The organism is Sphingopyxis sp., assembly GCF_016704835.1.
GTDB lineage: Bacteria > Pseudomonadota > Alphaproteobacteria > Sphingomonadales > Sphingomonadaceae > Sphingopyxis.
Window position 1 is genome coordinate 106,503 of record NZ_JADIZJ010000006.1, and the last position, 24,483, is coordinate 130,985.

Annotated in this window: 21 protein-coding genes, 1 pseudogene and 1 riboswitch; of the genes and pseudogenes, 7 read left to right on the forward strand and 15 right to left on the reverse strand. The window is 64.5% G+C overall.

Annotation, left to right across the window (positions count from 1 at the left end):
* Positions 1-159 precede the first annotated feature (159 nt).
* Positions 160-381: riboswitch (cobalamin riboswitch) on the reverse strand.
* Positions 382-433: 52 nt separating this feature from the next.
* Genes IPF76_RS11940 through IPF76_RS11960 form a run of 5 tightly spaced genes read right to left on the reverse strand, consistent with a single transcriptional unit; the run spans position 434 to position 6,979 of the window.
* A complete protein-coding gene (locus IPF76_RS11940; RefSeq protein WP_293844106.1) occupies positions 434-1,591 on the reverse strand; it encodes an acetyl-CoA C-acyltransferase in 1,158 nt (385 codons plus the stop codon).
* Positions 1,592-1,593: 2 nt separating this feature from the next.
* On the reverse strand, positions 1,594-2,823 hold the full coding sequence (locus IPF76_RS11945; RefSeq protein WP_293844109.1) for an acetyl-CoA acetyltransferase: 1,230 nt from the start codon (positions 2,821-2,823) through the stop codon (positions 1,594-1,596).
* A gap of 1 nt (position 2,824) precedes the next feature.
* Positions 2,825-4,516, reverse strand: a complete 1,692-nt coding sequence (locus IPF76_RS11950; protein WP_293844112.1) for a class I adenylate-forming enzyme family protein — start codon at positions 4,514-4,516, stop codon at positions 2,825-2,827.
* Between the two features lies 1 nt (position 4,517).
* Entirely contained in the window at positions 4,518-6,014 is a 1,497-nt protein-coding gene (locus tag IPF76_RS11955; protein WP_293844115.1) for a carotenoid oxygenase family protein, read from the reverse strand.
* A complete protein-coding gene (locus tag IPF76_RS11960) occupies positions 6,011-6,979 on the reverse strand; it encodes a nitronate monooxygenase (protein WP_293844118.1) in 969 nt (322 codons plus the stop codon). Before IPF76_RS11960 ends, IPF76_RS11955 begins: the two co-directional genes overlap by 4 nt.
* Before the next feature lie 173 nt (positions 6,980-7,152).
* Between IPF76_RS11960 and IPF76_RS11965 the strand changes: the two are divergent.
* The 6 genes and pseudogenes from IPF76_RS11965 to IPF76_RS11990 form a co-directional block, all read left to right on the forward strand.
* Positions 7,153-7,494 (forward strand): annotated as a pseudogene (locus IPF76_RS11965) (TonB-dependent receptor plug domain-containing protein); the annotation flags it as partial.
* A 371-nt stretch (positions 7,495-7,865) separates the two neighbouring features.
* Entirely contained in the window at positions 7,866-9,383 is a 1,518-nt protein-coding gene (locus IPF76_RS11970; RefSeq protein ID WP_293844121.1) for a TonB-dependent receptor, read from the forward strand.
* Positions 9,384-9,476: 93 nt separating this feature from the next.
* Positions 9,477-10,424: a winged helix-turn-helix transcriptional regulator gene (locus tag IPF76_RS11975; RefSeq protein ID WP_293844124.1), complete on the forward strand. Its 948-nt coding sequence runs from the start codon at positions 9,477-9,479 to the stop codon at positions 10,422-10,424.
* Between the two features lie 119 nt (positions 10,425-10,543).
* Positions 10,544-12,001: an IMP dehydrogenase gene (gene guaB / locus IPF76_RS11980; protein ID WP_293844127.1), complete on the forward strand. Its 1,458-nt coding sequence runs from the start codon at positions 10,544-10,546 to the stop codon at positions 11,999-12,001.
* Between the two features lie 102 nt (positions 12,002-12,103).
* A complete protein-coding gene (locus IPF76_RS11985) occupies positions 12,104-13,294 on the forward strand; it encodes an RsmB/NOP family class I SAM-dependent RNA methyltransferase (protein ID WP_293844131.1) in 1,191 nt (396 codons plus the stop codon).
* A 31-nt stretch (positions 13,295-13,325) separates the two neighbouring features.
* Complete coding sequence (locus IPF76_RS11990; RefSeq protein ID WP_293844134.1) at positions 13,326-13,853, forward strand: tetratricopeptide repeat protein; 528 nt, start codon at positions 13,326-13,328, stop codon at positions 13,851-13,853.
* Between the two features lie 131 nt (positions 13,854-13,984).
* Here IPF76_RS11990 and IPF76_RS11995 read toward each other — a convergent pair whose 3' ends face one another.
* From IPF76_RS11995 to IPF76_RS12010, 4 genes are read right to left on the reverse strand one after another with little or no spacing between them, the layout of a single operon-like run.
* On the reverse strand, positions 13,985-14,584 hold the full coding sequence (locus IPF76_RS11995) for an ABC-type transport auxiliary lipoprotein family protein (protein WP_293844137.1): 600 nt from the start codon (positions 14,582-14,584) through the stop codon (positions 13,985-13,987).
* An 11-nt stretch (positions 14,585-14,595) separates the two neighbouring features.
* Positions 14,596-15,537, reverse strand: a complete 942-nt coding sequence (locus tag IPF76_RS12000) for an MlaD family protein (RefSeq protein ID WP_293844140.1) — start codon at positions 15,535-15,537, stop codon at positions 14,596-14,598.
* 9 nt (positions 15,538-15,546) lie between these two features.
* Positions 15,547-16,401 (reverse strand): ABC transporter ATP-binding protein, encoded by an 855-nt coding sequence (locus IPF76_RS12005; protein ID WP_293844143.1) that lies wholly within the window; start codon positions 16,399-16,401, stop codon positions 15,547-15,549.
* Positions 16,401-17,507, reverse strand: a complete 1,107-nt coding sequence (locus IPF76_RS12010) for an ABC transporter permease (RefSeq protein ID WP_293844146.1) — start codon at positions 17,505-17,507, stop codon at positions 16,401-16,403. The genes IPF76_RS12005 and IPF76_RS12010 overlap by 1 nt, the downstream gene beginning before the upstream one ends.
* An 89-nt stretch (positions 17,508-17,596) precedes the next feature.
* On the opposite strand from IPF76_RS12010, the gene IPF76_RS12015 reads away from it, so the two are divergent.
* The gene (locus IPF76_RS12015) at positions 17,597-18,316 is read left to right on the forward strand and encodes an HAD-IB family hydrolase (protein ID WP_293844149.1); all 720 of its coding nucleotides are present in this window, start codon (positions 17,597-17,599) and stop codon (positions 18,314-18,316) included.
* 100 nt (positions 18,317-18,416) lie between these two features.
* Here IPF76_RS12015 and IPF76_RS12020 read toward each other — a convergent pair whose 3' ends face one another.
* Genes IPF76_RS12020 through lgt form a run of 6 tightly spaced genes read right to left on the reverse strand, consistent with a single transcriptional unit; the run spans position 18,417 to position 24,432 of the window.
* The gene (locus tag IPF76_RS12020; protein ID WP_293844152.1) at positions 18,417-19,742 is read right to left on the reverse strand and encodes a cystathionine gamma-synthase family protein; all 1,326 of its coding nucleotides are present in this window, start codon (positions 19,740-19,742) and stop codon (positions 18,417-18,419) included.
* Positions 19,743-19,801: 59 nt separating this feature from the next.
* Positions 19,802-21,208, reverse strand: coding sequence for a DASS family sodium-coupled anion symporter (locus tag IPF76_RS12025; RefSeq protein WP_293844155.1), 1,407 nt, complete (start codon positions 21,206-21,208; stop codon positions 19,802-19,804).
* Between the two features lie 18 nt (positions 21,209-21,226).
* Entirely contained in the window at positions 21,227-21,988 is a 762-nt protein-coding gene (gene pgeF / locus IPF76_RS12030) for a peptidoglycan editing factor PgeF (protein ID WP_293844158.1), read from the reverse strand.
* Positions 21,985-22,503, reverse strand: coding sequence for a GNAT family N-acetyltransferase (locus IPF76_RS12035; RefSeq protein WP_293844161.1), 519 nt, complete (start codon positions 22,501-22,503; stop codon positions 21,985-21,987). Before IPF76_RS12035 ends, pgeF begins: the two co-directional genes overlap by 4 nt.
* The gene (locus IPF76_RS12040; protein ID WP_293844164.1) at positions 22,500-23,564 is read right to left on the reverse strand and encodes an SAM-dependent methyltransferase; all 1,065 of its coding nucleotides are present in this window, start codon (positions 23,562-23,564) and stop codon (positions 22,500-22,502) included. The genes IPF76_RS12035 and IPF76_RS12040 overlap by 4 nt, the downstream gene beginning before the upstream one ends.
* Positions 23,557-24,432, reverse strand: a complete 876-nt coding sequence (gene lgt / locus IPF76_RS12045; protein WP_293844167.1) for a prolipoprotein diacylglyceryl transferase — start codon at positions 24,430-24,432, stop codon at positions 23,557-23,559. The genes IPF76_RS12040 and lgt overlap by 8 nt, the downstream gene beginning before the upstream one ends.
* Between the last annotated feature and the right edge of the window lie 51 nt (positions 24,433-24,483).

A 24,483-nucleotide genomic window follows, 5' to 3' on the forward strand; every position in this document is an offset into this window, starting at 1 on the left:
CCGGCAACGAAGGCGGAGCCTGCCGAAACGCGCGCGCGATCGACCGATGACGGCGTCGCAAGAGGCGTAGATGCCTGCGGCCCCGACACCGAAGCGGTTCCACCGCTTGGTCGTCGCTCGACGGAATCGTCCGTGCCGCGGCCTTTCCCTGGGCCTTGGCAGTGAGCGACCCACGCCGGCAGGTCTCCTGGCTCGCGGGTCAAGGCTTGATGCACGCCTTCCCAGGTTGCCCCAGTGGCTGTTCGGGCCGAAACCCGAACGGTGCATCTTGCTCGCCGCTTACAGTTGCAGGGACAGCCTCGGCTTCGGGGGTTCGCGACGAACCCCGTTACCGCGTTCCCATTTTAAGCCCTTTCGGGCACCGGCGCGATCTGCGCGGGGCGAACCCCGCACGCGCCGCCCATAGCGGAATGGCGGCTTTGCGCAATCGGCTTTATTGACGCTCGACGACCATCGCCGCGCCGACCCCCATCGCGCCGGTCAGTACGACGAGGCCATATCGGCCGCTGCACGCATCGAGTGCGTCGAGCAACGTCGAGATGAGGATTGCGCCGCTCGCCCCCATCGGATGGCCCTTGGCGAGATGCCCGCCGCCGACATTGACCCGCGCCGGATCGGCGTCGCGGTCGCGCAGGAACTTGGCGATGGTGACGGCGAAGGCCTCCATGAACTCGATGCGGTCGAGGTCGGCGAAGGTAAGTCCTGCACGCGCCAGCACCTTGTCCATCGCGGCAAAACCTGCAGTCAGCGATGCAGCCGGATCGCCGCCGCTTTCGGCAAATGCGACAACGCGCGCGCGGGGAGAGGGGCCAAGACCTTCGGCGCCGACCAGCGCGAGCCCCGCGCCGTCGCATATCGGCGGTGCGTGCGCGATGCTGTGGAGGGGCGCAAAGGTGGCGCCTTCGAGTGCACCGGCATATTGATGTTGCAGGTCTCCAAACGCAGCCGGAGTGGCGGCGAGCGATTCCGCTGTGGTTTGCGGACGGATGCACTCCTCGCCGCTGAGCGGTCCGGTGGCGACGCGCGACTTTTGGAGCGCGGGGTCGGCGTCGGTGGCGGCGGCCTTCTGCTGCGAGGCGAGGGCGACCGCATCAAGATCGGCGCGGGTGATGCCCTCGGCATTGGCAAGGCGGTCGGCGGCGAGAACGGGCGGGACAAAGCGCGCGCAAGGGGGGAGGCTGTCGTCCGAGTAAAACGCGGCGCGGTCACTCAAAAACGCGGTTGCGCTCATCGACTCGACTCCGCCCGCCAGAATGCAGCTGGATTCGCCGCTCGCCACTTTGGCGACGGCCTGACCGATCGCCGACAGGCCCGAGGCGCAATAATTGTTGATGCTGTGCGCCGCCGTGGCATCGGGCAGCCCCGCATGGAGCTTCGCCAGCATCGCAATATGCCCACCCTGCGCGCCGCTCTGCGTGACACAGCCGAGCAGCAGCGCATCGGGGCTCGCGGCAACATCGCCGCACCGGGCGGCGAGCGCAGCTACCTGTTGGCGCACCAGTTCCTGCGGACTTAACCCGGCGAGGCCCCCGTCGGGCCTTGCTTTGCCGCGCGGGGTGCGAACAGTGTCGTAAAGATAGACGTCGGTCAAAATCAGGTGCCGACGACGAAGCTGACCGCGGTGGTCGCGCTGCCGCCGACGTTGAAGGTCCCGAAATTTTTCGCGCCCTCGACCTGATAATCGCCCGCGTTGCCGGTCACCTGCCGCCAGCTGTCGAGCAGCATCCGCACGCCGGTCGCGCCGACCGGATGGCCCAGTCCAATCAGGCCGCCCGACGGGTTGACTGGCAATTTGCCGCCGAGCGCGATGGTGCCGTCCTCAACCGCGCGCCAGCTTTCTCCGGGCGGGGTGATGCCGAAATGGTCGATCGCCATATATTCGGTGATCGAGAAACAGTCATGCACCTCGACCCCGTCGCAGGCATAGACATCGGGCATTTCGGCGCGGCGCAACGCGTCCATCATCGCCTTGCGCACACTGGGGAAGACGTAAGGCTCGCCGCGGCTGCCCGCGACCTTGGTCGAATAGAGGAGGGGAGCTGTCGAATGGCCCCAGCCCTTTATCCGCGGAATGCTGTCGATCGGGATTCCGCGCCGCTTGGCATAGGCCTCCGCGACCTCGCGCGAGGCGAGAAAGATCGCAGCGGCGCCGTCGGTGACCTGCCCGCAATCGGACTTGCGCAGGCTACCCTCGATCAGTGGGTTGACCGCGTCATTCTCGCCGAGATGATCGTCAGTCATCGCCCAGCCGCGCGTTTGCGAGTTGGGATTCCTCTTCGCGTTGGCGAAATTATTGGCGGAGATGCCGCGGAGATGCGCGCGGTCGAGCCCGAAGCGTTCGTCATATTCCTCGGCAACGCGCGCAAACATCCACGGCCACAGATATCGTGCTTCCTGCGCCTCGCGCCCCGCCCAGGCCGCGGCGCCGAGATATTCAGCGGCGCGCTGGCTGGGGACGTTGCGCATCAGTTCGATGCCGAGCACGAGCGCGAGGCCATAGCGTTCGGCCTCGATCTCGGCGGCGGCGGCGAGGATCGCGATGCTGCCCGAAGCGCAAGCCGCCTCGTGCCGCGACGCCGGGATGCCTGCGAGGTCGGGATGGACATGGCCGAAGAATCCGCCGAGTTGGCCTTGCCCCGCGAACAATTCGCCGACGAAATTGCCGACGTGCGCAGTTTCGACCTCTTTGGGTTCGATGCCCGTCGCGGCGAAAGCTGCCTCGGCAACATCGCGGAACAGCTCGAATAGCCCGCCGCCCTCGCGTTCCATGTTGCGCGCAAAATCGCTCTGCGCGCCGCCCAGGATGAAGACGTCCTTCGCCATGTCAGGCTCCCTTTTCCAAAGTTGCGATCGCCTGCGCACGCACCTCGGTGCGCATCACCTTGTTGGTGACGTTGCGCGGGAGTGCGTCGAAGCGGAACAGGCGTTCGGGCAGTTTGAACACTGCCAGATCCTTTTCGCGCAGATAGTCGGTCACCTCGGGCAAGCCGACGTCGTTGTCACCTCGTGGGACGTAGGCGAGGCCGATGCGCTCGCCCATCGTCGGGTCGGGGAGCGAGAAAACGCACGCCTCGGCGAGCAGCGGATGTCCGCCGAGCAACTGGTCGATCTCTTCGGGCGAGATGTTCACCCCGCCGCGGATGATGAGATCCTTGCAGCGCCCGACGAAGCGATAGAAGTCGCCGCCTTCGGCAATCTCGAACAGATCGCCGGTGCGGAACCACCCGTCGTCGGTGAAGGCGGCGGCAGTCTGTTCGGGGGCGTTATGATAGCCTTCGAATAGCGACGGGCCGCGGATCTGCAATTCGCCCGATACGCCGTCACTCTCGATCGCATCGCCGCCGCCGGGCGGGACGAGGCGGCTTTCGATATTGGGTGCGCGGCCTTCGCCATAGGGTCGCTGATACTGCCCGCGACGCGGGAACAGGCTCGCGCGCTTGTCGGGGTCGGGCATGTCGCCTTCGCCGGTGATGAAGCTCATCCCCTCGTTCGAGCCGAACACGTTGACGATGATGATGCCGAGCTTTTCCTGGAAACCGCGCACCATTGCGGGCGCGAGCGGCGCCGAGCCCGATGCGATGACGCGCAGGCTCGATAGGTCGACCGATGCGAGCAGCGCCTCATTCTGGAGCAGCATATTGAGCACCGCTGGCGGCGCGATCGTCAGGCTCGGCCGCTCGGTGGCGATCTGTTTGAGGTAGATGGTGGGGTCAAAAGGATGGTGCAGCACCATCGTCCCGGCGCTCGTAAGCCAGCACATCGTGATGCCGCCGATGCTCGCCATATTGATGAGCGGAAAGGGGTTGAGTAGCACATCGCCCGGGCCGACCTTCATCGCCTCGTAGCCAGCGCCCGCGACCGCGATCCAGTGATTGTGGCTGCGCGGCACGCCCTTCGGGACGCCGGTGGTGCCCGACGTCCAGCAAATCGTGAAAATATCGTCCGCGTCGACGGGGTTGGCGGCAACATGCGCAGCGAGTGCGTCGGCGTCTCCCTTTGCCGTCGCGAGATCGAGCGCATTGGCGTGGGCGTCGGGGCCGAAGGTCATCAGCGCGATGCCGTTGAGCAGGGGCGCCGCGACGCCGACATGGTCGCAGCCCTTGACCTGCGTCGCGCAAACGAAGGCTTTGGGCTCAACCACGCCGATCATGCCCTTCAGCTCATGGCTACGATATTGCACCGCCGCCGGACTGACGATCGCGCCGATCTTTGCCGCGGCGAAATAGAGTGCGACGAACTCGCTGATGTTGGGAAGCTGAACGAGCAGCACATCGTCCTTGCCGATTCCGGCAACGACAAGGGCGCCCGCAAGCCGGTCGATTTCCGCCAACAGTTCAGCGTAGGTCAGCCGTAAAGGTTCGCCAAAAGCAAATTCAGCGCGGTTTGGCGCATCGACCAGCGCGAGGCGGCCCGCATGCGCGGCTGCATTGGCCGCAAACAGATCGGCGAAGGTTTGATCGCCCCACCAGCCGCTTTCCCGATGGCGCTGCCGCTTCTCCTCTCCAGCGACGATCACGTCAGGCGGTCAATACGCTGTTCGGACCCATGCCGATATCGTCGCCGCTCGCCCACACGCTGTGCGTTCCCGAACAGATGCGCTCGGGAAGGATGATCCGGCACACCGGCCCCGCCGCGATATTCTTGGCGTCAATCAGCACACATTCGGACTTGTCGGTTTCGAGGTCGGCGATGAACGAGACGAGATAGCCGTCGTCCTCGTCCTTGGCGTTGATGCGCGGCGCGAAGGGCGCTTCGCTGCCGAAGCGGCCGGGGCCGAATTCATATTCTTCGCTCGTGCGGTTCGCGAGGTCGTGCTTGACCAGCCCACGGAACAGAAACCAGCCCGGCTCGGGGATCGCGCTATACGCGTAACGATAGGGCTTGCCCGCATAGCGATGGTTGAACATCCCGAACTCGAGGTCGCGCTCGTCGAGCCGCTCTTCCTTGGTCTCGCCCGTCGCGAGGTTGAAGCGCCAGCGGTGCAGCCGCGGCTTGAGCAGCCCCTGATCAAGATACGCCATCATACGCTCCAAGCCCTCTGGGGCATTGGGATAGGATTTCGGCATCGGCTCTTCCTGATAATAGCCGTCGAGGATGATCTCGTCGCCTTCCTCCCACGCATTGAGCCAATGCAGCGTGTAGGTCGGCTCAGCCTCGAACCAGCGAATATCCTCCGGCTGCCCGTGGCGGGGGATGATCGCAAAGCGCGTCTTCTGGTCGGGATGAAACTGTACGACATGCAGCCGCTTTTCGAGCAGTTCTTCGTTCCAATAGAGCGGCATGTCATTGAGGATTGTGTAGTTTTTGGTGAACGCCATATCGTGCGGCAGCCGCGGTCCAGGCAGCGGCACCGGGATATAATGCTTCAACTTGTTGTCCGGCCCGACGACGCCATAATGCATGTAGGGCGCATGCTTCGAATAATTGAAAAACATAAGCTCGCCGGTCGCAAGATCGATCTTGCAATGCGCCGAAATGCCGTCGAGCGGCACCCAGCTTTCGGTGCCAAACTGCTCGAGCGTGAAAGGATCGAGCCGATAGGCTTCGCCGCACTGGTAGAAGGTCGAAATGATTTTGCCCGCGTGGATCGCGACATCGGTCGAGCTGCTATCCTTTAGCCACTCCTGCGCCCCCCAGCCGTGGCGTGTCGATTTGTGCGGCGGTTCCATGAGGCCCGCCCACAGCGACCGCCCGGCTTCCTTCTCGGCCGCAAATCCCTTGGTGCGGACAAAGCGGCTGCGATAGCTGGCGCGGCCGTCCTTGAACGAGATCGCATGGATCAAGCCGTCGCCGTCGAACGGGTGATAGCGCCCGATCGGCTCGTGGATCTGGTTCTCACCGGTGCGAACATAAACGCCGTCGATGTCGGTCGGGATAATGCCGATCACCTCGGCCTCGCCATTGGCGAAGATCGCGTTCCATTCGTTGTAGGTGGGTCGCCATGCGCCCTTCATATAGGGATGATCGTTCGGCTGGATCGTCGTTTCGATCGTCTCGACAAGTTGGGCGGTCATGCGAGGGCTCCTTCGGCGGGGGCAAAGCGCGGCCGAGCGGCGGCGGCATCATATTCGGAAACAAGGCGGTCGACGACCGCGGCAACGGGCTCGACGCCGCGCACCGTGCCGACGCCTTGGCCGGCGGACCAGACATTCTTCCATGCCTTCGCGTCGTCCTGTGCATCGGAGAAGTTCGGGCGCTTGTCCTCGGGCATGTTCGTGGGGTCGTAGCCTGCGGCGATCAGGCTGGGCTTCAGCCAGTTAGCGCTAACCCCCGTGATCCCCCTCGACGGCACGATATCCTCGGCGCCCGCGGCGACGATCATGTCCTTGTAACCCGGCACCGCCATGCTCTCGGCGCAGGCGATCAGCGACGTGCCGAGATAGGCGAGGTCGGCACCCAAAATTTCAGCCGCGCGGACCGCATGGCCGGTCGAGATCGCCCCGCCGAGCACCAGTGGTCCGTCCCAGAACTGCCGCACTTCCTCGACGAACGCGAAGCCCGCGGTCGCGCCGGTATGCCCACCCGCGCCCGCAGCCACGAGCACGAGGCCATCGACTCCTGCGGCCGCGGCCTTGCGCGCGAAGCCGACCGAATTGACATCGGCGAAGACCAGCCCGCCATAGCTGTGGATTTCGTCGACCACCCGTGCCGGGCTGCCGAGCGCGGTGATGACCAGCGGAACCTTGTGGCGGACGACGCAGGCGAGGTCTTCGGGCAGGCGGCTGTTCGACGGATGGACAACCAAGTTGACCGCCCAGGCGGCGGCATCGGGATCGTGCGATAGCGCCGCATCGATGCGGCTCACCCAATCCTCAAGGTCTTCGGAGTTCCGCGCATTGGGGGCAGGGAAGCTGCCGATCATCCCGGCGCGCGATGACGCGATGACCATCTCCGGCCCCGAAACAAGGAACATCGGCGCGGCAATCGCGGGCAGGCGCAGGTTGCGCGTCAGCGCGGGGGAAAGGCCGTGTCGCGGCACCAAATATCCTCTCAAATTATCTGACTTGCATAACGATACTTAAAGCTCTTATGAGTCGCAAGGCAAGAAAAACATCGCGGGCGGTGGTCGCCAAGACGATGCTGCGTGGGAGGATCCTTATGAAGAGCTATTTTGTTTCGCTGCTCGCTGCATCGGCGCTCGCGAGCCCCAGTATGGCTTTTGCGCAGGACGCGCCGGCTGACGATCAGGGCGGGCTCGAAGAAATCATCGTCACCGCGCAAAAACGAGCCGAAGGGCTGTCGGACGTGCCGATCTCGATCTCGGCGATCAGCGGCAAGCAAGCCGAAAATTACGGCCAGACCAACCTCGAACAGATTTCCTCCTCGGTGCCGAACCTGAAGATCACCCAGACCGCGATCGCCAATCGTATCGCGATACGGGGCATCGCCTCGGGTGACAACAAGGGCTTCGAACAGTCGGTCGCGATGTTCGTCGACGGCGTCTATTACGGCCGCGACCAGCTGTCGCGCCTTCCGCTCGTCGACATGGAGCGCGTCGAGGTGCTGCGCGGGCCGCAGCCGACCTTGTTCGGCAAAAATGCGATCGCGGGCGCGGTCAACATCACGACGCGCAGCCCCACCGACGAATTCGAAGGTTCGGTGAGCGGGTTGTACGAATTCAATCACAAGGAATTGCAGCTGACCGGGGTGCTGTCCGGACCGCTGAGCGAAGGCGTCGAGGCGCGCGTCGTCGGCTATTACCGAAAAATGGACGGCTATTTCTACAACGCGAAGCTCGATCGCGACGAGCCGAATGTCGATGAGAAATATTTCCGCGGCAAGCTCGAGTTCGATCGCGGCGGCCCCTTCGCTGCCGAGCTCAAACTCGAATATGCCGACTTTGAAATGAAGGTCAGCCGCGCGACGTGTTCGGCGCGGTCGGTAATTACAATACGGTCTTTCAGGGACCGTTTTTCGTCAGCACCAACCCCGATTATGTCCGCGAAGACAATGGCTATCAGAGCCGTAACAAGGTGTTCGGCGCGACGCTCAATGCCGACCTGGAGATCGGCGAGCATACACTGACCTCGGTCAGCTCGCTGCTCGATTACAAGACGCGCGAGATCGTCGATGTCGATTTTTCGGGGATCAGTTTCCTCGATGGCACCAATTTGCAGGAAGATTACCGGCAATTTTCGCAGGAACTGCGGCTGGCATCGCCCGGGGGAGAGGCGTTCAACTATATCGCGGGTGCCTATTATCAGCACGCCAAGCTCGATGTTGACGACCAGGTGCTGTTCAACTCGACCTTCCTCGCTTTGGGGCCGCCGTTCAACGCGATCGGCGACACCCGCAACGACCGTGTCTATTCGCAGAAGTCGGACCTGATCTCGGTGTTCGCGCAAGGCGAGCTGGCGCTGAGCGAACGCTTCCGCATCACCGCGGGCGCGCGCTTCAACCATGAGAAGAAGAGCGGCAGTCGCGCGCTGGCGATTGTGCGCGGGCCTCTTAACACCTTCAATCCGCTGGTCGTCGCCGGGACGTTCCGCGCGCTCAATATCGAGGCGCACAGCATTTCGGGCAAGCTGAGCGAAGACAGCTTCAACCCGATGGTCAACGTCCAGTTCGACGCCACCGACGATCTGATGGTTTACGCCTCGTTCGCGCGCGGCACGAAGGCGGGCGGTTTCGACATTCGCTCCAACTCGCTGCCGGGTTCGACCACGGTCGCCAAGCCCGGCGCATTCCAGTTCGAGGATGAAAGCGCCGACAATTACGAAGCGGGATTGAAATACAAGGGCCGCAATGTCGCGTTCAACCTGTCGCTTTATCGCACTACGTACAAGGATCTGCAGGTCAACATCTTCGACGGCACGCTCAATTTCAACGTCCGCAATGCCGCAGGCGCCCGCACGCAGGGGGTCGAAGCCGATTTCCGCGCCGCGATCGCCGACGGGCTGACGATCAGCGGTGCGGTCGCCTATCTCGACTTCAAATTCACCAACTTCACGTCGGGCCAATGCTATTATCTGCAGACGCCGGGGCCGGGCGGTTTCTGCGACTATACCGGGCTGCGCAATGCGCTGTCGCCAAAATGGTCGGGCAACCTCAACCTCGATTATACGACCCCGATCAGCAGCGACATGAAGGTGGCGTTCAACATCAACGCGGACTTCTCGTCGTCATACATCGCGTCGGCGAACCTTGATCCGCGCACGCATCAGGATGGCTACGTCAAGCTGGGCGCCAGGTTGGCCCTCGGGCAGATCGACAACCGGTGGGAAGTGGCGCTGATCGGGCGCAATCTGACCAACCAGCGTATCCTGCAAACCGCCAGCTCGATGCCTCTGGCCACGACGATCACGCGCAATGCCGGCAATGCCTATAACGGCATCGTCGATCGGCCGCGGACGATCGCGGTGCAATTGACGGGGCGCTTCTAAACCGGGGGGAGGGCGGTGCGCCGCCCTCCTGCCAGCCTTGTCGGTGTCCCGATCGTCGTTTAGGGGCGGCATGGACGGAAGGATGGCCAAAGCTTGCAGCACGATCGCACCATAAGGGCCTGTTCGATCTGGCGCGCGCTCGAGGTGGTCGGCGACGTGCCGGTGCTGCTGCTGATGGAACAGGCGCTGCTCGGCATCCATAGCTTCGACGAATTTGTTGCGCGCACGGGTCTCGCGCGCTCGGTGGTCAACGGGCGGCTGAAAAAGCTGGTCGAGGAAGATTGCCTGGCGAAAGTGCCGCGCAAGGCCGGTCGCGGCTTTCACTATATGCTTACCCAAAAAGGCCGCGACCAGTTTCCCAACGGCCTGATGATGCTGCGCTGGCAGCATAAATGGGAGGCCGATAGCCGCGACTTCCAAGTCCGGCTGCACCATGCGACGTGCGGCCACGCGACCGAGCCGGTGCCGACCTGTGCGCATTGCCATGCCGAAATCGACCCGCGCGACGTCGACTGGCGCGAAGGGCCGGGGCTGGCGCAGGTCGTCCCGCAGTATGAGCGTCGCCGCTTCAACGGCGATATCGGCGCGCGTCGGCCCGGCCGGCGACCGCTGGTCGACACGATGATCGAGCTGTTCGGTGATCGCTGGGCGACGCTGGTCGTCCGCGCGATGTTCACGCACATCAACCGCTTCGACGACATCCAGCGCGACACGCTGATGGCGACCAACATCCTGACCGGGCGCCTCGATCGCCTGAACCGACAGGGTATCATTCGGGCCGTGCCCTATTCCGACCGCGGCGACCGCTTCGAATATCGGCTGACCGCCAAGGGCCGCGACCTTTATCCTGTGCTGCTCGCGCTGCTCCAGTGGGGCGATCGCTGGTTCTCGGACGAGCGCGGGCCGCCGGTACTGCTCACTCACCGCCCGTGCGGTCACGACCTGAACATGGTCGTCGCGTGCAGCCATTGCGGCGACGAACTGCGACTGGACAACAGCCGCTTCACCGTCGAGGCGACGGAAACATCTGCCGCGAAATAATCATGCGCCGCCCACTGGCGCGCGCGGGGCCGACTGGTTACATGGGCCGCCACCAAACGAATCGCGCGTGCCGCCCCGAAATGCGGGACAGGCGCCGCCCGCACCAGAAAGTGGCCCCGATGGAAATCACGACCGGTCTGACCTTTGACGATGTGCTGCTGGTGCCCGGCCCATCCGAAATCTTGCCCAGCGACGCGATCCTCTCGACCCAGCTGACCAGCGAGATCAGCCTGAACATCCCGATCCTGTCGTCGGCGATGGACACCGTGACCGAGGCCGATATGGCGATCCTGATGGCACAGATCGGCGGCATCGGCGTGCTGCACCGCAACCTGACGATCGAAGAACAGGCCGCCGCGGTGCGGCAGGTCAAGCGCTTTGAAAGCGGGATGATCGTCAACCCGATCACCATCACCCCCGATGCACCGCTGTCCTATGCCACCGCGCTAATGGACCAGCACAGGATCTCGGGCATTCCCGTGGTCGAACCGGGCGGCAAGCTCGTCGGCATCCTCACCAACCGCGACGTGCGGTTCGCAGCCAATCCGGGCCAGCCGGTCCGCGAGTTGATGACCGCCGACAATCTGGCGACCGTGCGTCCCGGCGTCGGCCAGGACGAGGCGCGCAAACTGCTCCACCAGCGCCGCATCGAAAAGTTGCTGGTGGTCGATGACGATTATCATTGCATCGGGCTGATCACCGTCAAGGATATGGAAAAGGCGGTCAATTTTCCGGAGGCGACCAAGGACAGCAGCGGCCGCCTCCGCGTTGCCGCTGCGACCAACACCGGCGATTCAGGGGTTGAGCGCGCCGAAGCCCTGCTTGACGCCGAATGCGACCTGATCGTCGTCGATACCGCGCATGGCCATAGCAAGATGGTGGGCGAGACGGTCGCCAAGATCAAGAAACTGTCGAACCGCGTCCAGGTGCTGGCGGGCAATGTTGCGACCGGCGACGCCACGCGCGCGCTGATCGATGCGGGGGCGGATGGGGTGAAGGTTGGTATTGGTCCGGGTTCGATCTGCACGACGCGGATCGTCGCGGGCGTCGGCGTGCCGCAGCTCACCGCGATCCTCGACAGCGTCGAGGCTGCGTCGAAACAGAATATCCCGATCGTCGCCGACGGCGGCCTGCGCACGTCGGGCGATATCGCCAAAGCGCTGGCGGCGGGCGCTTCGAGCGTCATGGTCGGCTCGCTGCTCGCCGGCACCGCCGAGGCGCCGGGCGAAACCTTCCTGTTCCAGGGCCGCACTTATAAAAGCTACCGCGGCATGGGCAGCGTCGGCGCGATGGCGCGCGGCAGCGCCGACCGCTATTTCCAGCAGGACATCAAGGACCAGATGAAGCTGGTACCCGAAGGGATCGAGGGCCAGGTGCCGTTCAAGGGACCCGCCAAGGACGTCATCCATCAGATGGTCGGCGGCGTGAAAGCCGCGATGGGCTATACCGGCAGCCGCACCCTTGCCGATTTCCGCGACCGCGCCAAATTTGTGCGGATCACCAACGCGGGCCTGCGCGAAAGCCATGTCCACGACGTGTCGATCACCCGCGAGGCACCGAATTATCCAGCGGGTTGAATTTTTCGCTTCGTCATTGCGCGCGGAGCGAAGCAATCCATAGTCATGTATCCGCTCTGGATTGCTTCGCTCCGCGCGCAATGACGAAAGTAAAGACAGATTATGACCCCCGCCGCCCGCGTCCAGACCGCCATCGAGATCCTCGACGTCATCGCCGCCTCTGCGCGCGACGGCGGCCCCCCCGCTGACGCGATCTTTGCCGAGGCGATGCGTGCCCGCCGCTATGCGGGGTCGAAGGACCGCCGCGCGATCCGCGGCCTCGTCTATGATGCGATCCGCGCCGTGCGTTCGGCGCCGGCGTCCGGTCGCGCCGCAATGCTCGCTCTCGCCGATACCGACGCGGAACTTGCCGCGCTGTTCGACGGCGCCTCTTACGGCCCGGCCGCGGTCGGTGCCGATGAAGTGCGCGCCGAAACCGGGCTCGCCACCCCTGCGCTGATCAAACTGTTCGATCCGCTGGTCGGCAAGGCCGAGCACGCCGCGATGCTCGCCCGCGCGCCGCTTGACCTGCGCGCCAACCGCCTGCGCTCGAGCCGCGACGAATTGGCGATGATTTTCCCCGACGGCGAAGCGATCCACGGCCTCACCGACGGCTGGCGCCTGCCGGGCGAAACCGCCGCGGTCCAGCATGGCGCCTATGCGGAGGGGCAGTTCGAAGTCCAGGACGCGGCGAGCCAATATGCCGCCGCCGCGCTCGGCGCCGAAGCCGGGCAGGTTGTCATCGATCTGTGCGCGGGCGCGGGCGGCAAGACGCTCGCCATCGCTTCGGCGACGAACGACGAAGCCGCCATCCTCGCCTGCGACACCAACCGCGCGCGGCTTCAGCAGCTGGCCCCACGCGCGCACCGCGCCGGCGCGACGGGAATCGAAACGCTGCTGCTCAACCCGGGGCAGGAACGCGCGATGCTCGCTGAGCGGATGGGCAAGGCTGACCGCGTCATCGTCGACGCGCCCTGTTCGGGCAGCGGCACATGGCGGCGCAGCCCCGAACTTCGCTGGCGCTCGACCCCGGCGCGGCTGGACCGGCATGTCGCCGATCAGGCGAAACTGATGGACATCGGTGCAGCGCTTTTGGCGCCGGGCGGCAAACTGCTCTATGCTGTCTGCTCGATCATCGCTCGCGAGGGGCGCGCACAGGTGGATGATTTTCTGACCCGCCATCGCGGCTGGACCGCCGATACCGGCTATCTGCCCGACGGCGTTGGGCGCGCTGCGGGCGGCGGTTTTCTGTTCGCCCCGAAGCACGACGGGTGCGACGGATTTTTTCTCGCACGACTGACAGCGCCATGTTAGCATCCCCGCAATGAAAAGATGGGAGAATGCGATGCGCGTCGGTTTTCTGGCTCTGTCTGCGGGTTTAATCCTCGCTAGCCTGCCCACGGCATCTGATGCCCAGCGCGCCGACAACGACATCCTCCCACGTTCGATCGCGCTCCAGCAGCAAGGCCAGACGGCCCAGGAAGCTGGCGATCTCAACCTGGCGGTCGATTACTATGAATCGGCGCTCGCCGCGGATCCGCGAAACCGCTCGGCAATCATCGCGCTGGCGCAGGTCGCGCGCGTACAGGGGCTGCCGGGCAAGGCAATCGGCCTGTATCGCGAGGCGCTGGTTCTGGAACCCAATGACATCGTCGCTTTGACCGGGCAGGGCGAAGCGCTCGCCGACAAGGGCGCGCTCGAATTGGCGCGCGAAAAGCTTTCCGAAGCGCAGCGGGTTTGTGATAAAAATTGCCCGCAGGTCGCAGCGCTGGAAAAAACGATTTCATCGAGCGCATCGAAGCGCGTTGTTGCGGCGGAGGCACTGGTGCCGAAGCCGGTGGTTGCGACGGTTAGCTCGGCAAGCCAGAATTAGGCCGCGGCCAGCAGCCGGGGAACGGCAATTACCAGTCGTTTCCTGCCATTCGTCATCCCGAATCAAGTCCGGCGTGACGATGATGGAAAGGGTTCGCAACCGGTCGCCAGTTGAAATTAACCGACCAGCGCTCAGCCTCCGAGCCACCCCGTAACCTCAACTGCCACCTTATTGGCGGCGCGGGTCAGCGCTTCGCCGACCAGCTTGGCCTCGACCTCGGCGCCGATGGCTTCGCGCGCCTCGAAACGGCGCTGGCTCACGGTCTTGCCACCCGCCGACACCAGCATCGCCTGATAGACGACGACCGCCTCGCCGGTTCGCGCATCGACGCCGAATTCCATGAGCTGCCCCGCGAGTTGTTCGCCCGGCGCGGTCAGATATTGTCCCTCGTCGAGCACCACGCGCGATGTGCTGGCGGACACGGTTTCGGACACCAGCCGCTGGAACAGGCGGTTCGGGGCCTCCACCCACTGCGCGTCCTTGACGTAGGTGACGCTGCTATTGTCCTGCTGCACCGGGATGCGTGTCGTGCGCAGTTTCTGCGGTGCGGTCGGGATCAGGATCGTCAGTGTCGAGGCGTCGGCGGCGGTGCGCGCGGCGCCAGCGGATGGCGCGGCCGCTGAGTCGAGGGTGAGCAGGAAGGGCGGGGTCTTGCCGCCAAGGCCGACGCAAGCCGACAGCGAGACGGCGGCAACAGCGACGAGCAGCGGCGTGCGGAGTCGGCGGATCATGGGCTTGGTCCTCATTGCTTGTAATCGGGCAGCTTGCTGCCTCCCAGAACGGCGCCGGCGCCCTGCTGGTCGAGCTTGTCGGTCAGGCTGGACAGCGAGGCCGAGGTGCGTCGCAGGTCGCGGATCAGCGCATTGGCTTCGGGGATTGTCGTCTGGCTGAAGGTTTGCAGGCCTGGCCGCGCATCGGCGATCGCGCCTTCAAGCGTCTTCATCGATTCGTTCGCCGAGGCGAGGGTATTGCGCAGATTGGCCATTGCGGGATCGACATTGCGGTCGATCGTCCCCTGCGTTGCAGCGGCGAGGTTGCCGATCTGTTCGGCGGCAACCCCGGTCTGCTGGATTGCGATGCGCGTGTCGGCGAGCGCGCGTTCGATGGCGGGGCCATTGCGCGCGAGGATCGCGGTTGAGGCTTCGACATTGTTCAAAATGCCGCGCATGCTCGCCTGATTCTCATCGTCGGCTAGCTCGGCCAACCGCTCGGTCAGCGTCGACAGGCGCTGAAGCAATTGCGGCGCGGTATTAAGCAGTTCACCCAGCCCGCCAACGCGCGTCGGGATGACCGGTTTGCCGGCTGGCCCCTTGTCGGTGATCGGCGGCGCACCCTTGACTGCGCCGTCGAGCGAAATCTGCGAGACGCCGGTAAAGCCGACACCCTCGATCGCCGCGGTCGTGCCTTGCAGCACCGGAACGCCCTCGTTCACCTCGATGCGGACGCGGACGAACTGCGGATCGTCGGGCCACAGCGCGATTTCGCGCACCTGCCCCGACGGGACGCCGGAAAATTGCACCGCGGAGCCCTTGTTTAGCCCATCGACCGATTGTTTGAAGAAGACATCATATTCGCGCTTTTCCCCGCCGCTGTCGTTTGCCAGCCAGACGATGAAAAAGGCGAGCGCTGCGGTGAAGAGCAGGACAAAGCCGCCGACGAGGACGTTGTTCGAGCGAGTTTCCATCAGCTGTTCCTATCGCCGCTTCGCGGTTTGGTTCCCGCCGGCCGCAGCGCGGCCTCGCGGTCCGTTGAAATAATCCTGTATCCACGGATGCTCGGTGGCAAGCAGTTCCGGGATTGTCCCGACCGCGATCACCTTCTTTTCGGCGAGCACCGCGACGCGGTCGCAGGTGGCGTAGAGCGAATCGAGGTCGTGGGTGATGAGGAAGACGGTGAGTCCCATGGTGTCGGCAAGTTCGCGAATCAGCTCGTCGAACTTCGCCGCGCCAATCGGATCGAGCCCCGCGGTCGGTTCGTCGAGGAACAGCAGCGCCGGATCGAGCGCGAGCGAGCGCGCGAGCCCGGCGCGCTTGACCATCCCCCCCGAAAGTTCGGCGGGGTATTTTGGCCCGGCGTCGGGGGGCAGCCCGACCATCGCGACCTTGTATGCGGCAATTTCGTCGAGCAGCTTTTGATCGGTGCGCGGATAATATTCGCGCAGCGGCACCTGGATATTTTCAGCGACGCTCAAAGTCGAAAACAGCGCCCCACCCTGGAACATCACACCCCAGCGGCGGCGGAGGTCGCGCGATTCTTCTTCGTCGGAGATCGTGTCGAGCGTCTTCCCATACACCTCGATCTCGCCCGACGTCGGGGTCTGGAGGCCGATGATCGACCGCATCAGCACCGACTTGCCAGTGCCCGAGCCGCCGACAACGCCGAGGATTTCGCCCGACCGCACGTCGAGATCGAGATGGTCGTGAATCACTGCATCGCCGAACTGATTGACGAGGCCGCGAATGCAGATCGCGTTTTCGAAGTCGCCGGGCCGCACGGCGTCGGCAGCGGCGAGCTCTTCGGCAACCTGTTCTTCGATTTCTTCGCTCATCAATTCCATCCGATCGACGAGAAAAAGACAGCGAACATCGCGTCGAGTACGATGACGAGGAAGATCGCCGCGACGACAGCCGACGTGGTGCGCTGGCCGACTTCCTCGGCATTCTGGCGCACCTGCATACCTTCGTAACAGCCGGTGACCCCGATCAAAATGCCGAACACCGGCGCCTTGATGAGCATCGCCCAGAAGTCGGTCATCGGGATGATGTCGCGCAGCAACTGAACATAGGTGACCGGCGGAATGTCGAGCCCGATCCAGCAGAACACCCCGCCGCCGATGATCGCGCAAATGCTGGCGTAAAAGCCGAGCAGTGGCATCAATATCGTCGCGGCAGCAACGCGCGGCAATACGATTGCCTCCATCGGCGAGACGCCGATCGTGCGCATTGCGTCGATCTCCTCGGTCAGCTTCATCGTGCCGATCTGCGCTGCGAACGCCGAGCCCGAGCGGCCTGCGACCATGATCGCGGTCATCAGCAGACCAAGCTCGCGGATCGAGGCGCGGCCGACCAGATTGACGGTGAACACTTCGAGCCCGAACTGGCGCAGCTGCACCGCGCCCTGCTGCGCGACCACGATGCCGATCAGAAAGGTCATCAGCCCGATGATGGGGAGGGCGTCGACGCCAACCGATTGGAAGCGGGTGACGATGGCATGCCAGCGCAGCCGTCGCCGCGCCCGCAACTGGGTCCCCAGCGCCATGATCATCGCGCCGAAAAAGCCGATGATGCCGAGCAGCTCGTGCCACACCGCCATGCTGGCGACGCCAACCTGTTCGAGCATGCGGGTGAGGGGCGGGCGGCGGTCGCGGTGGACGCGATATTCGCTTTTGTCGCTGGCGAGCGCTTCGAGAAGTCGCTGCGCTTCGGGACTGGCGCCGGTGACTTTGGCGCCATGTTCCTTGACGGTGCGGGTGACGATCCAGGCACCGACGGTGTCGATCCGTTCGAGCGCCGACAGGTCGAGCGTGGCGATCGGGCCGAGCGCGTCGAGCCGCGCGGGCAGGTCACCCAGCCGCGCCAGCGTCAGCCGACCGGTGAAGCGGATGTCGGTGCCATTGGCACCTTCGCTTTGTTCGAAATCCGCTCTGGCCACCATCGTGCGGAGGACATTGTATTATTTGCCCCACCACGGCAAGCGAATCTGGTCCCCTTGGCCGCGGCGCGGCGGCACTCTATGACGGCCGGATGGAAACGCCTCCAATCGCCCCGCCGCCCGACTATGCCCACCGTGTGGCGATGTACGATATGGACCGAACGATAACCCGATCAGGGACTTATAGCGGTTTCTTGATGCATGTTGCGCGGCGGCGGCAGCAATGGCGTTTGCTGCTGTTGCCGTTCGTCGGGCTGGCGAGCCTCGCCTATGCGCTGCGCCTGATCGACCGATCGCGGCTGAAGGCGATCAATCTGCGGCTGCTGGTCGGACAGCGCTTTGCCCGCGCCGAAATTGCGCCGCTGGCCGAAAGCTATGCCGACAAGGTGGTCACGCGCGGGCTGCACCCCGCGGCGCTCGACCAGATCGCGGCCGACCGCGAAGCGGGCTACCGCCTCGTGCTCGCGACGGCGTCGTTCCATCTTTACGTCGACGCGATCGCCAAGCGGCTGGGCATCGACGATGTGCTGGCGACGCAGCTCGACGAGCCCGACGGTGCCGACCATATCCATGCGCGCCTGTCGGGCGACAATTGTTATGGCGACGCCAAGTTCGCGCGAATCGATGGTTGGATGGCGGCCAACGCGATCACCCGCGATAGCGCGCATATCCGGGCCTATTCGGACCATGTGTCCGACCACCCGATGCTGCGTTTTGCCGACGAGGCCGTGGCGACGACACCGTCGCGTGGGTTGAAGCGGTTGGCGCCGCAGATGGGGTGGCAGGTCGTCGACTGGCGGGGCCGGAAGTAGGCGGTCAAAACCTCCGTTATTGCGAGCGAAGCGAAGCAATCCAGAGCGGTGACCACATATTCTCGATTGCCGCGTCGCTTCGCTCCGCGCGATGAGGAGTTTAGACGGCGTCCAGCGCTTGTTCGAAATCGGCGATCAAATCGTCGGCGTCCTCGATGCCGATCGAGATGCGGACCAGATTGTCGGTGATCCCCATTAACGCCTTGCGCGCGTCAGGAACCGACAGATGCGTCATCGCCGCGGGATGGCTGGCCAGCGTTTCGGTGCCGCCCAGGCTGACTGCGAGCTTGGCGATCTTCAGCGCGTCGAGGAACCTGAAGCTTTCCGCCTCGCCGCCCGTGATGAACAGCGAGAAAGTCGACCCGGCGCCGGTGCAATGGCGGTCGAAAATGTCCTTCTGCGACCCTTCGGGCAGGAAGCCCAGATAGCCGAGGCCGTCGACCTTGGGATGATCGCGGAGATAGGCGCAAACCTTCTCGGCATTTTCGCCCGCGCGGCTCATGCGCAGCTCCACGGTTTCCATCGAACGCAGCAGCATCCACGCGGTGTGCGGGTCGCAGATCGTGCCGATGGTGTTGCGCATCATGCGGATCGGGCCGAGCCAATGCTTCGCGCCCAGCACCCCGCCCGCGACGAGATCGCTGTGGCCGCCGGCATATTTGGTCAGGCTGTAGAGAACGATGTCGGCGCCATGCGCCAGCGGTTTCGACCACAGCGGGCCGAGGAAGGTGTTGTCGATCGCAATCGGCGGCCGTGCGCCGTCCGCAAAGGCCGCATCGGTCGCCGCGCGCATCGCCTGCACGTCGACCAGCGCATTGGTGGGGTTGGCGGGGCTTTCGAGATAGACCATCGCGACCTTGCCGCCCTGATCGTCGGCCATTTTTTTGGCTCGGGCGAGGATCGCATCCATTTCTTCGCGCGATGCTTCGGCGGGGAAATCGACGTACGTCGCGCCGAAACGCGACAGGATGCGCGCGATCAGCGTTTCGGTGGCGGCATAGAGCGGACCCGAATGGACGATGACGTCGTTCATGCTGACATGCGCGAGGAGGAGGGTGGCGATCGCCGACATTCCGCTCGAGAAGACGAGTGCATCCTCGGCCTTTTCCCAGACGCCGAGCCGTGCCTCGAGGATTTCCTGATTCGGGCCATTGAAACGCGAATAGACAAGGCCGTCAGCGCCGCCGGGACGCTTGCCGGTGATCCCTTCGAAATGATGCTTGCCCGCCGCGGCGCTTTCGAACGCAAAGGTCGAGGTCAGGAAAATTGGCGGCTTTAGCGAGCCTTCGGACAGCATCGGGTCATAACCATAACCCATCATCAAGGTCGCCGGCGACAGTTCGCGGCCGCCGATTTCAGTGACATCCTGCTTGGGCTTGCGGCGCGGCGTGGTGCCGGTGAGGTCGCTGTTGTCGATCGGGGGCATGAAGATTTCCTTGGGGTCAGTTTAGTTTCGATTGCAACTAGCGCCCTTTGACCCGCGCGTCACCCCAGCATTGCAATCGCCCAGATCACCCCGATCAACAATGGCACGCCGATGACATCGAGCGCCAGCCCCGCCTTCAACATCCGCGGCAGCGCGATATGATCGGTCGCCCAGGCGAGTGCGTTGGGACCGGTCCCCGACGGCAGCATGAAGCCCCAGCTGGCCGCCATCGCGACGGGCAGCGCGAGCAGGATCGGATCGACCCCGGTCGCGGCGATCAGCGCCGCGAGCACCGGCATGATGCCGCTGGCGGTCGCGACATTACTGGCAAATTCGGTGATGAGGATGGTGAGCGCAACGATGATCGCGGCCAGCGCGATCGTCGGGATGCTGCCGAGCGGGGCGAGAACGGCGCCCAGCCAGGCGGCAAGGCCGCTTGCGGTGATTGCCGCGGCGAGCGCCAGGCCGCCGCCGAACATCATAATCACGCCCCATGGCGCGCGGTCAGCCTCTTTCCAGACCAGCAGCGGGCGACCGGTTCCGTCTGGCAGCACGAACAATAGCAGGCTTCCGGCAACCGCGATGGTGCCGTCGGTCAGGGCGCCCTTGGGCAGCAAGGGTTCGAGCCACGGCTGCGCGATCCAGGCGAGAAGGACGAGCAGGAAGACGGGGATGACGCGGCGTTCGGCGGTCGACCAGATCGCCTGCTTGCCCAGCGCCGAAGCCGCCGCGATTCCGTCGAACGGATGCGCCGAGAGCTGCTGGACGCGCGCCACGATAAACATCGCGGCGGGGGTGGCGAGCAGCACTACGGGGACGCCGTAGATCATCCAGTCCAGAAACGAGATGCGCAGTCCCAGCGCTTTTTCGATCAGCCCCGCGGCGATGGCGTTGGTCGGGCTGCCGACCAGCGTGCCGAGGCCACCGATCGACGCGGCAAAGGCGATGCCCATCATCACTGCGCCAGCAAACCCCTCGGTCGCGCCCTCACGAATGCCTCCGGCGCGGACAACCGCCAGCGCAATCGGGACCATGATGAGCGCAGTCGAGGTGTTTGATATGAACATACTGAGCAGCGCGGTCGCCGCCATGAAGGCAAAGAGTAGGCCCGTCGCGGTCGGCGCCGCGCGTTTGAGCAAGGCGAGCGCGAGGCGCCGGTGCAGCCCGACGCGCTCGATCGCCAGCGCCAGAAAGGCGCCGCCGAGGATCAGGAACAGGATCGGCGAATAATATTCCTTGGCGATGGCATTGGCATCCATCACCCCGAAGGCGGGAACGAGCAGGAAGGGCAGCAATGCGGTGACGGTCAGCGGCAGCGCCTCGGTCATCCACCAGATCGCCATCAGCACCGTCATTGCGGCGACGTGCCAGGCCGTCGTTTCCATGCCCGCCGGGGCGGGAAGCGCGAGCATGATGAGGAAGGTCAGCAGGCCACCGATCAATCCAAACAGGCGCGTGCGTGTCATTCGTCCCCCAAATGCGTGTCAGTTCAGACCGATCGCCGACAACTGGCGGCCATAGGAATTTTCCCCTTTGTGGCATGCGCGGCGATAGCTGAAATAATCTTCCGCCTCGGCATAGGTGTCCTGCCCGCCGATGGCAATTCGAGCGATGCCCGCCGCGGCAAGGCGCGCCGCGACATAGGCGGCGATGTCGAACATCGCATGACCGGGCTTGGCCGCTGCAAAGAAGCGTTCGTTGGCGGGATCGTCGGCAGTGAAGCGCTGCACAAATCCGTCGTCGACCTCATAGGACGCCCGCGCAATGCACGGCCCGATTACTGCGGATATGTTCGCGCGGTCCGCGCCAAGGCTTTCCATCGCGACCAGCGCGGCGTCGGTGACCCCGGCCAGCGCGCCCTTCCAGCCCGCATGCGCGGCGCCGATGACACCGGCGTTGCGGTCGGCGAACAGCACTGGCACGCAATCGGCGGTGAGGATGCCCAGCAGGATGCCGGGGGTCCGCGTCGCAAGCGCATCCGCCTCGGCGCGGGCGGCAAGGTCGGTCGTGTCATCGACAATGACGCAGCGATTGCCATGAACCTGATATACGCCGGTGAGCGCTGCGCCGGGCAGGACCGCATCGGCCACGCGCCGCCGGTTTTCAGCGATCAGCGCCGGATCGTCGCCCGAGCCAAGGCCGCAGTTGAGCGACGCGAGTTCGCCGGTCGACACGCCGCCGCGGCGGCCGAAGAAACCGTGCGGAATGTCGGCGAGCGGCGGCGCGGTGACGAACGGCGCGGTCACAGGTCGAGCCTGTAAAAGCGGTCTTCGTCGATATGGTTGCCGACCCGGAATGCATTGCGGCCCACATCGTAAAAGCCGTAGCGACGATAGAAAGCCTGCGCGCGATGATTGTCGGTGAAGACGCTGAGGTATAGGATCGACGCGCGTTCGCGCGCCCAGGCGACGCCCCAATCCATCAGCGCTGCCGCAACGCCGGTGCCTTTGGCGGCTTCGGCGACATAGAGCTGGTGGAGTTCGACTGCGTCGTCGGTCAGCTGCTCGGGGGGAAGGTCGAAATCGACTGGCCCCATCTTGATATAACCATGGATCGCGCCAGCGGCGTCGCGAACCAGCCCAATGTCGTGATCGGACGCGCCGATCTGGGCGCGAACACGCTTGGGTGGGTTCCAGGTGGCGAGAAAGGCGGCCAGGTCGGCGGGGTCATAGATATGACCGAAGGTGCGGGTGAAGGAGTCGGTCGCGAAGGTCGCGATCGCCTGTGCATCGCCCGGGGTCGCGAGATGAACAATGGTCAAACACTGTCTCCTGAAAACCCTGCAGGGGTGGGCCAGCCCGGTGCGGAGATGGCCATGGCTTTGAACAATTCGCCCATCGCGTCGGCCGCGACAAGCCGGTCGCGCTGGCCGTGCAATTCCTTGGCGCGGTCGGGCGCTGCGGCCGCGAGCGATTGCAGCCGCGCATCGATGCCCAGCCGCTGCAACCAATCGCCTTGGGTCGCGATGCGGCTGACGGTTGCACGAACGGGCCGGGCGGCATCGGCGAGAGCGGTGAAATCGACGTGAGTGGTCAGATCGACCTCGCCCGGATCGGCGAAGGGGTCGGCGAAGCAATGCGCCTTCACCGCTTGTAGCGTGTCGCCTGCGGCAGGGCCGCTATAGCCATAGTCGATCACCAGCATTGCGCCGCCGTGCCGGGCGAGGCGAAACGCGCAGCGCTGCATGATCGCCGCCGACACGGGCGCGGTTTCGACGATGCTGCCCTCGGCGGCGTTGCGAAGTTGGGCGGGGACAAGTTCGTCGGCAGGAGCCTCTCCCGGCACCGGAACAAGGCGCGCGCCCCGTCGCTCGACCATCAGCTCGCGCCAGCCATCACCGGTGCGGACATATTGATGGACGGGCAGGGCGTCGAAAAATTCATTGGCGACGATGATCGCTGCACCGTCGTCCGGCAGGTCGTCGATGTCGTCATGATGGATGGCGGCGGGAACGCGGTCCATTTGGGCCGCGCGAAGGGTCGGGCTGGTCTCAACAAAGTGGATGTTCTGCGGCACACATTTGAAACGCGCCATCGCCCGAAGGGCATCGGCGGCCAAGGTACCGCGCCCCGGGCCTAGCTCGACATAGCGAAAGGCCGGGGTCCCCGCGCGCGCCCACAGGTCGGCGATCCACACGCCGATCATTTCGCCGAACATTTGGCTGATCTCGGGGGCGGTGGTGAAATCGCCCGCGACGCCCAGCGGGTCGCGCGTTGCATAATAATGGCTGTTCGCGGCAGCCATATAGTCGGCGACCGTCGTCGCCCGCGCCGCCGCGATGTCGCCGATCAGCTCAGCAGGCGTCGGCGGTCCGTCACGCAACGCTGTCGGGTCCGGCGACCGGCTCGATCCGCTGGCGCCGACCTTTGGCGGTGGCGACGAGCCAGAAACCGATCAGCAGCATCGGGATGGTCAGCGTCTGCCCCATCGTCAGCCCCCACGACAGGGTACCCAGTTGCACATCGGGTTCGCGCACAAATTCGACCGCGAAACGGCTGAGGCCATAGATGATCGCCGCCATGCCGACCAGGAAGCCTGGCTTGTAGCGCGCGTCGGTGCGCCAGAAGAGGAAGCCCAAGATCGCCATCATCAGCAGCCCTTCGAGCCCAGCTTCGTAAAGCTGGCTCGGGTGGCGCGCCTCCATGCTGCCGCTGTCGGGAAAGATAATTGCCCAGGGCACGTTGGTGGTGCGGCCCCACAGCTCGCCGTTGACGAAATTGGCCATGCGGCCAAAGAAAAGGCCGAACGGAATGACGCACGCGACATAGTCGCAAAAGCGCAGGAAGCTAAGCTCCTCCTTGCGCGTCACATACCAGATCGCGATCAGCACGCCGATCACGCCGCCATGCAGCGACATGCCGCCGTCCCACAGGCGAAAGACGCCGAGCGGCTCCTTGATATATTCGCCCAGATTATAGAACAGGACATAGCCGAGCCGTCCGCCGATGATGATTCCCAGCATCGCGTAAAAGATCATGTCATCGGCATGGCGCCGCGCCATCGGGGCACCGGGCTGCGCGATCAGTTTGAGCAGATACCAGTAGCCGACGAAGATGCCGGCGAGATAGGCGAGTGCGTACCAACGGATCGGCAAGCCGAAAATGCTGAATGCAATTTCGCTGTTCTCTCCCATCAAGTCATGGAAGTTCACATATTGCGTTGCGTCGGCTAGGGTTGCAAAAAGAAACATAAAGTCGCGCGGTCCTTCCCCAGGAGAGGCCTCCCCATAAGGGGTTAGGCC

What these genes read in the sequence shown, in the direction of transcription:
- IPF76_RS12005 (WP_293844143.1), bottom strand. Translation starts at nt 16,401, where the DNA reads ATGAGCGAAGAAATCGAAGAACAGGTTGCCGAAGAGCTCGCCGCTGCC.
- lgt (WP_293844167.1), bottom strand. Translation starts at nt 24,432, where the DNA reads ATGTTTCTTTTTGCAACCCTAGCCGACGCAACGCAATATGTGAACTTC.
- IPF76_RS12015 (WP_293844149.1), top strand. Translation starts at nt 17,597, where the DNA reads ATGGAAACGCCTCCAATCGCCCCGCCGCCCGACTATGCCCACCGTGTG.
- IPF76_RS11995 (WP_293844137.1), bottom strand. Translation starts at nt 14,584, where the DNA reads ATGATCCGCCGACTCCGCACGCCGCTGCTCGTCGCTGTTGCCGCCGTC.
- guaB (WP_293844127.1), top strand. Translation starts at nt 10,544, where the DNA reads ATGGAAATCACGACCGGTCTGACCTTTGACGATGTGCTGCTGGTGCCC.
- IPF76_RS12000 (WP_293844140.1), bottom strand. Translation starts at nt 15,537, where the DNA reads ATGGAAACTCGCTCGAACAACGTCCTCGTCGGCGGCTTTGTCCTGCTC.
- IPF76_RS11945 (WP_293844109.1), bottom strand. Translation starts at nt 2,823, where the DNA reads ATGGCGAAGGACGTCTTCATCCTGGGCGGCGCGCAGAGCGATTTTGCG.
- IPF76_RS12010 (WP_293844146.1), bottom strand. Translation starts at nt 17,507, where the DNA reads ATGGTGGCCAGAGCGGATTTCGAACAAAGCGAAGGTGCCAATGGCACC.
- IPF76_RS12025 (WP_293844155.1), bottom strand. Translation starts at nt 21,208, where the DNA reads ATGACACGCACGCGCCTGTTTGGATTGATCGGTGGCCTGCTGACCTTC.
- IPF76_RS11990 (WP_293844134.1), top strand. Translation starts at nt 13,326, where the DNA reads ATGCGCGTCGGTTTTCTGGCTCTGTCTGCGGGTTTAATCCTCGCTAGC.
- IPF76_RS11955 (WP_293844115.1), bottom strand. Translation starts at nt 6,014, where the DNA reads ATGACCGCCCAACTTGTCGAGACGATCGAAACGACGATCCAGCCGAAC.
- IPF76_RS12020 (WP_293844152.1), bottom strand. Translation starts at nt 19,742, where the DNA reads ATGCCCCCGATCGACAACAGCGACCTCACCGGCACCACGCCGCGCCGC.
- IPF76_RS11985 (WP_293844131.1), top strand. Translation starts at nt 12,104, where the DNA reads ATGACCCCCGCCGCCCGCGTCCAGACCGCCATCGAGATCCTCGACGTC.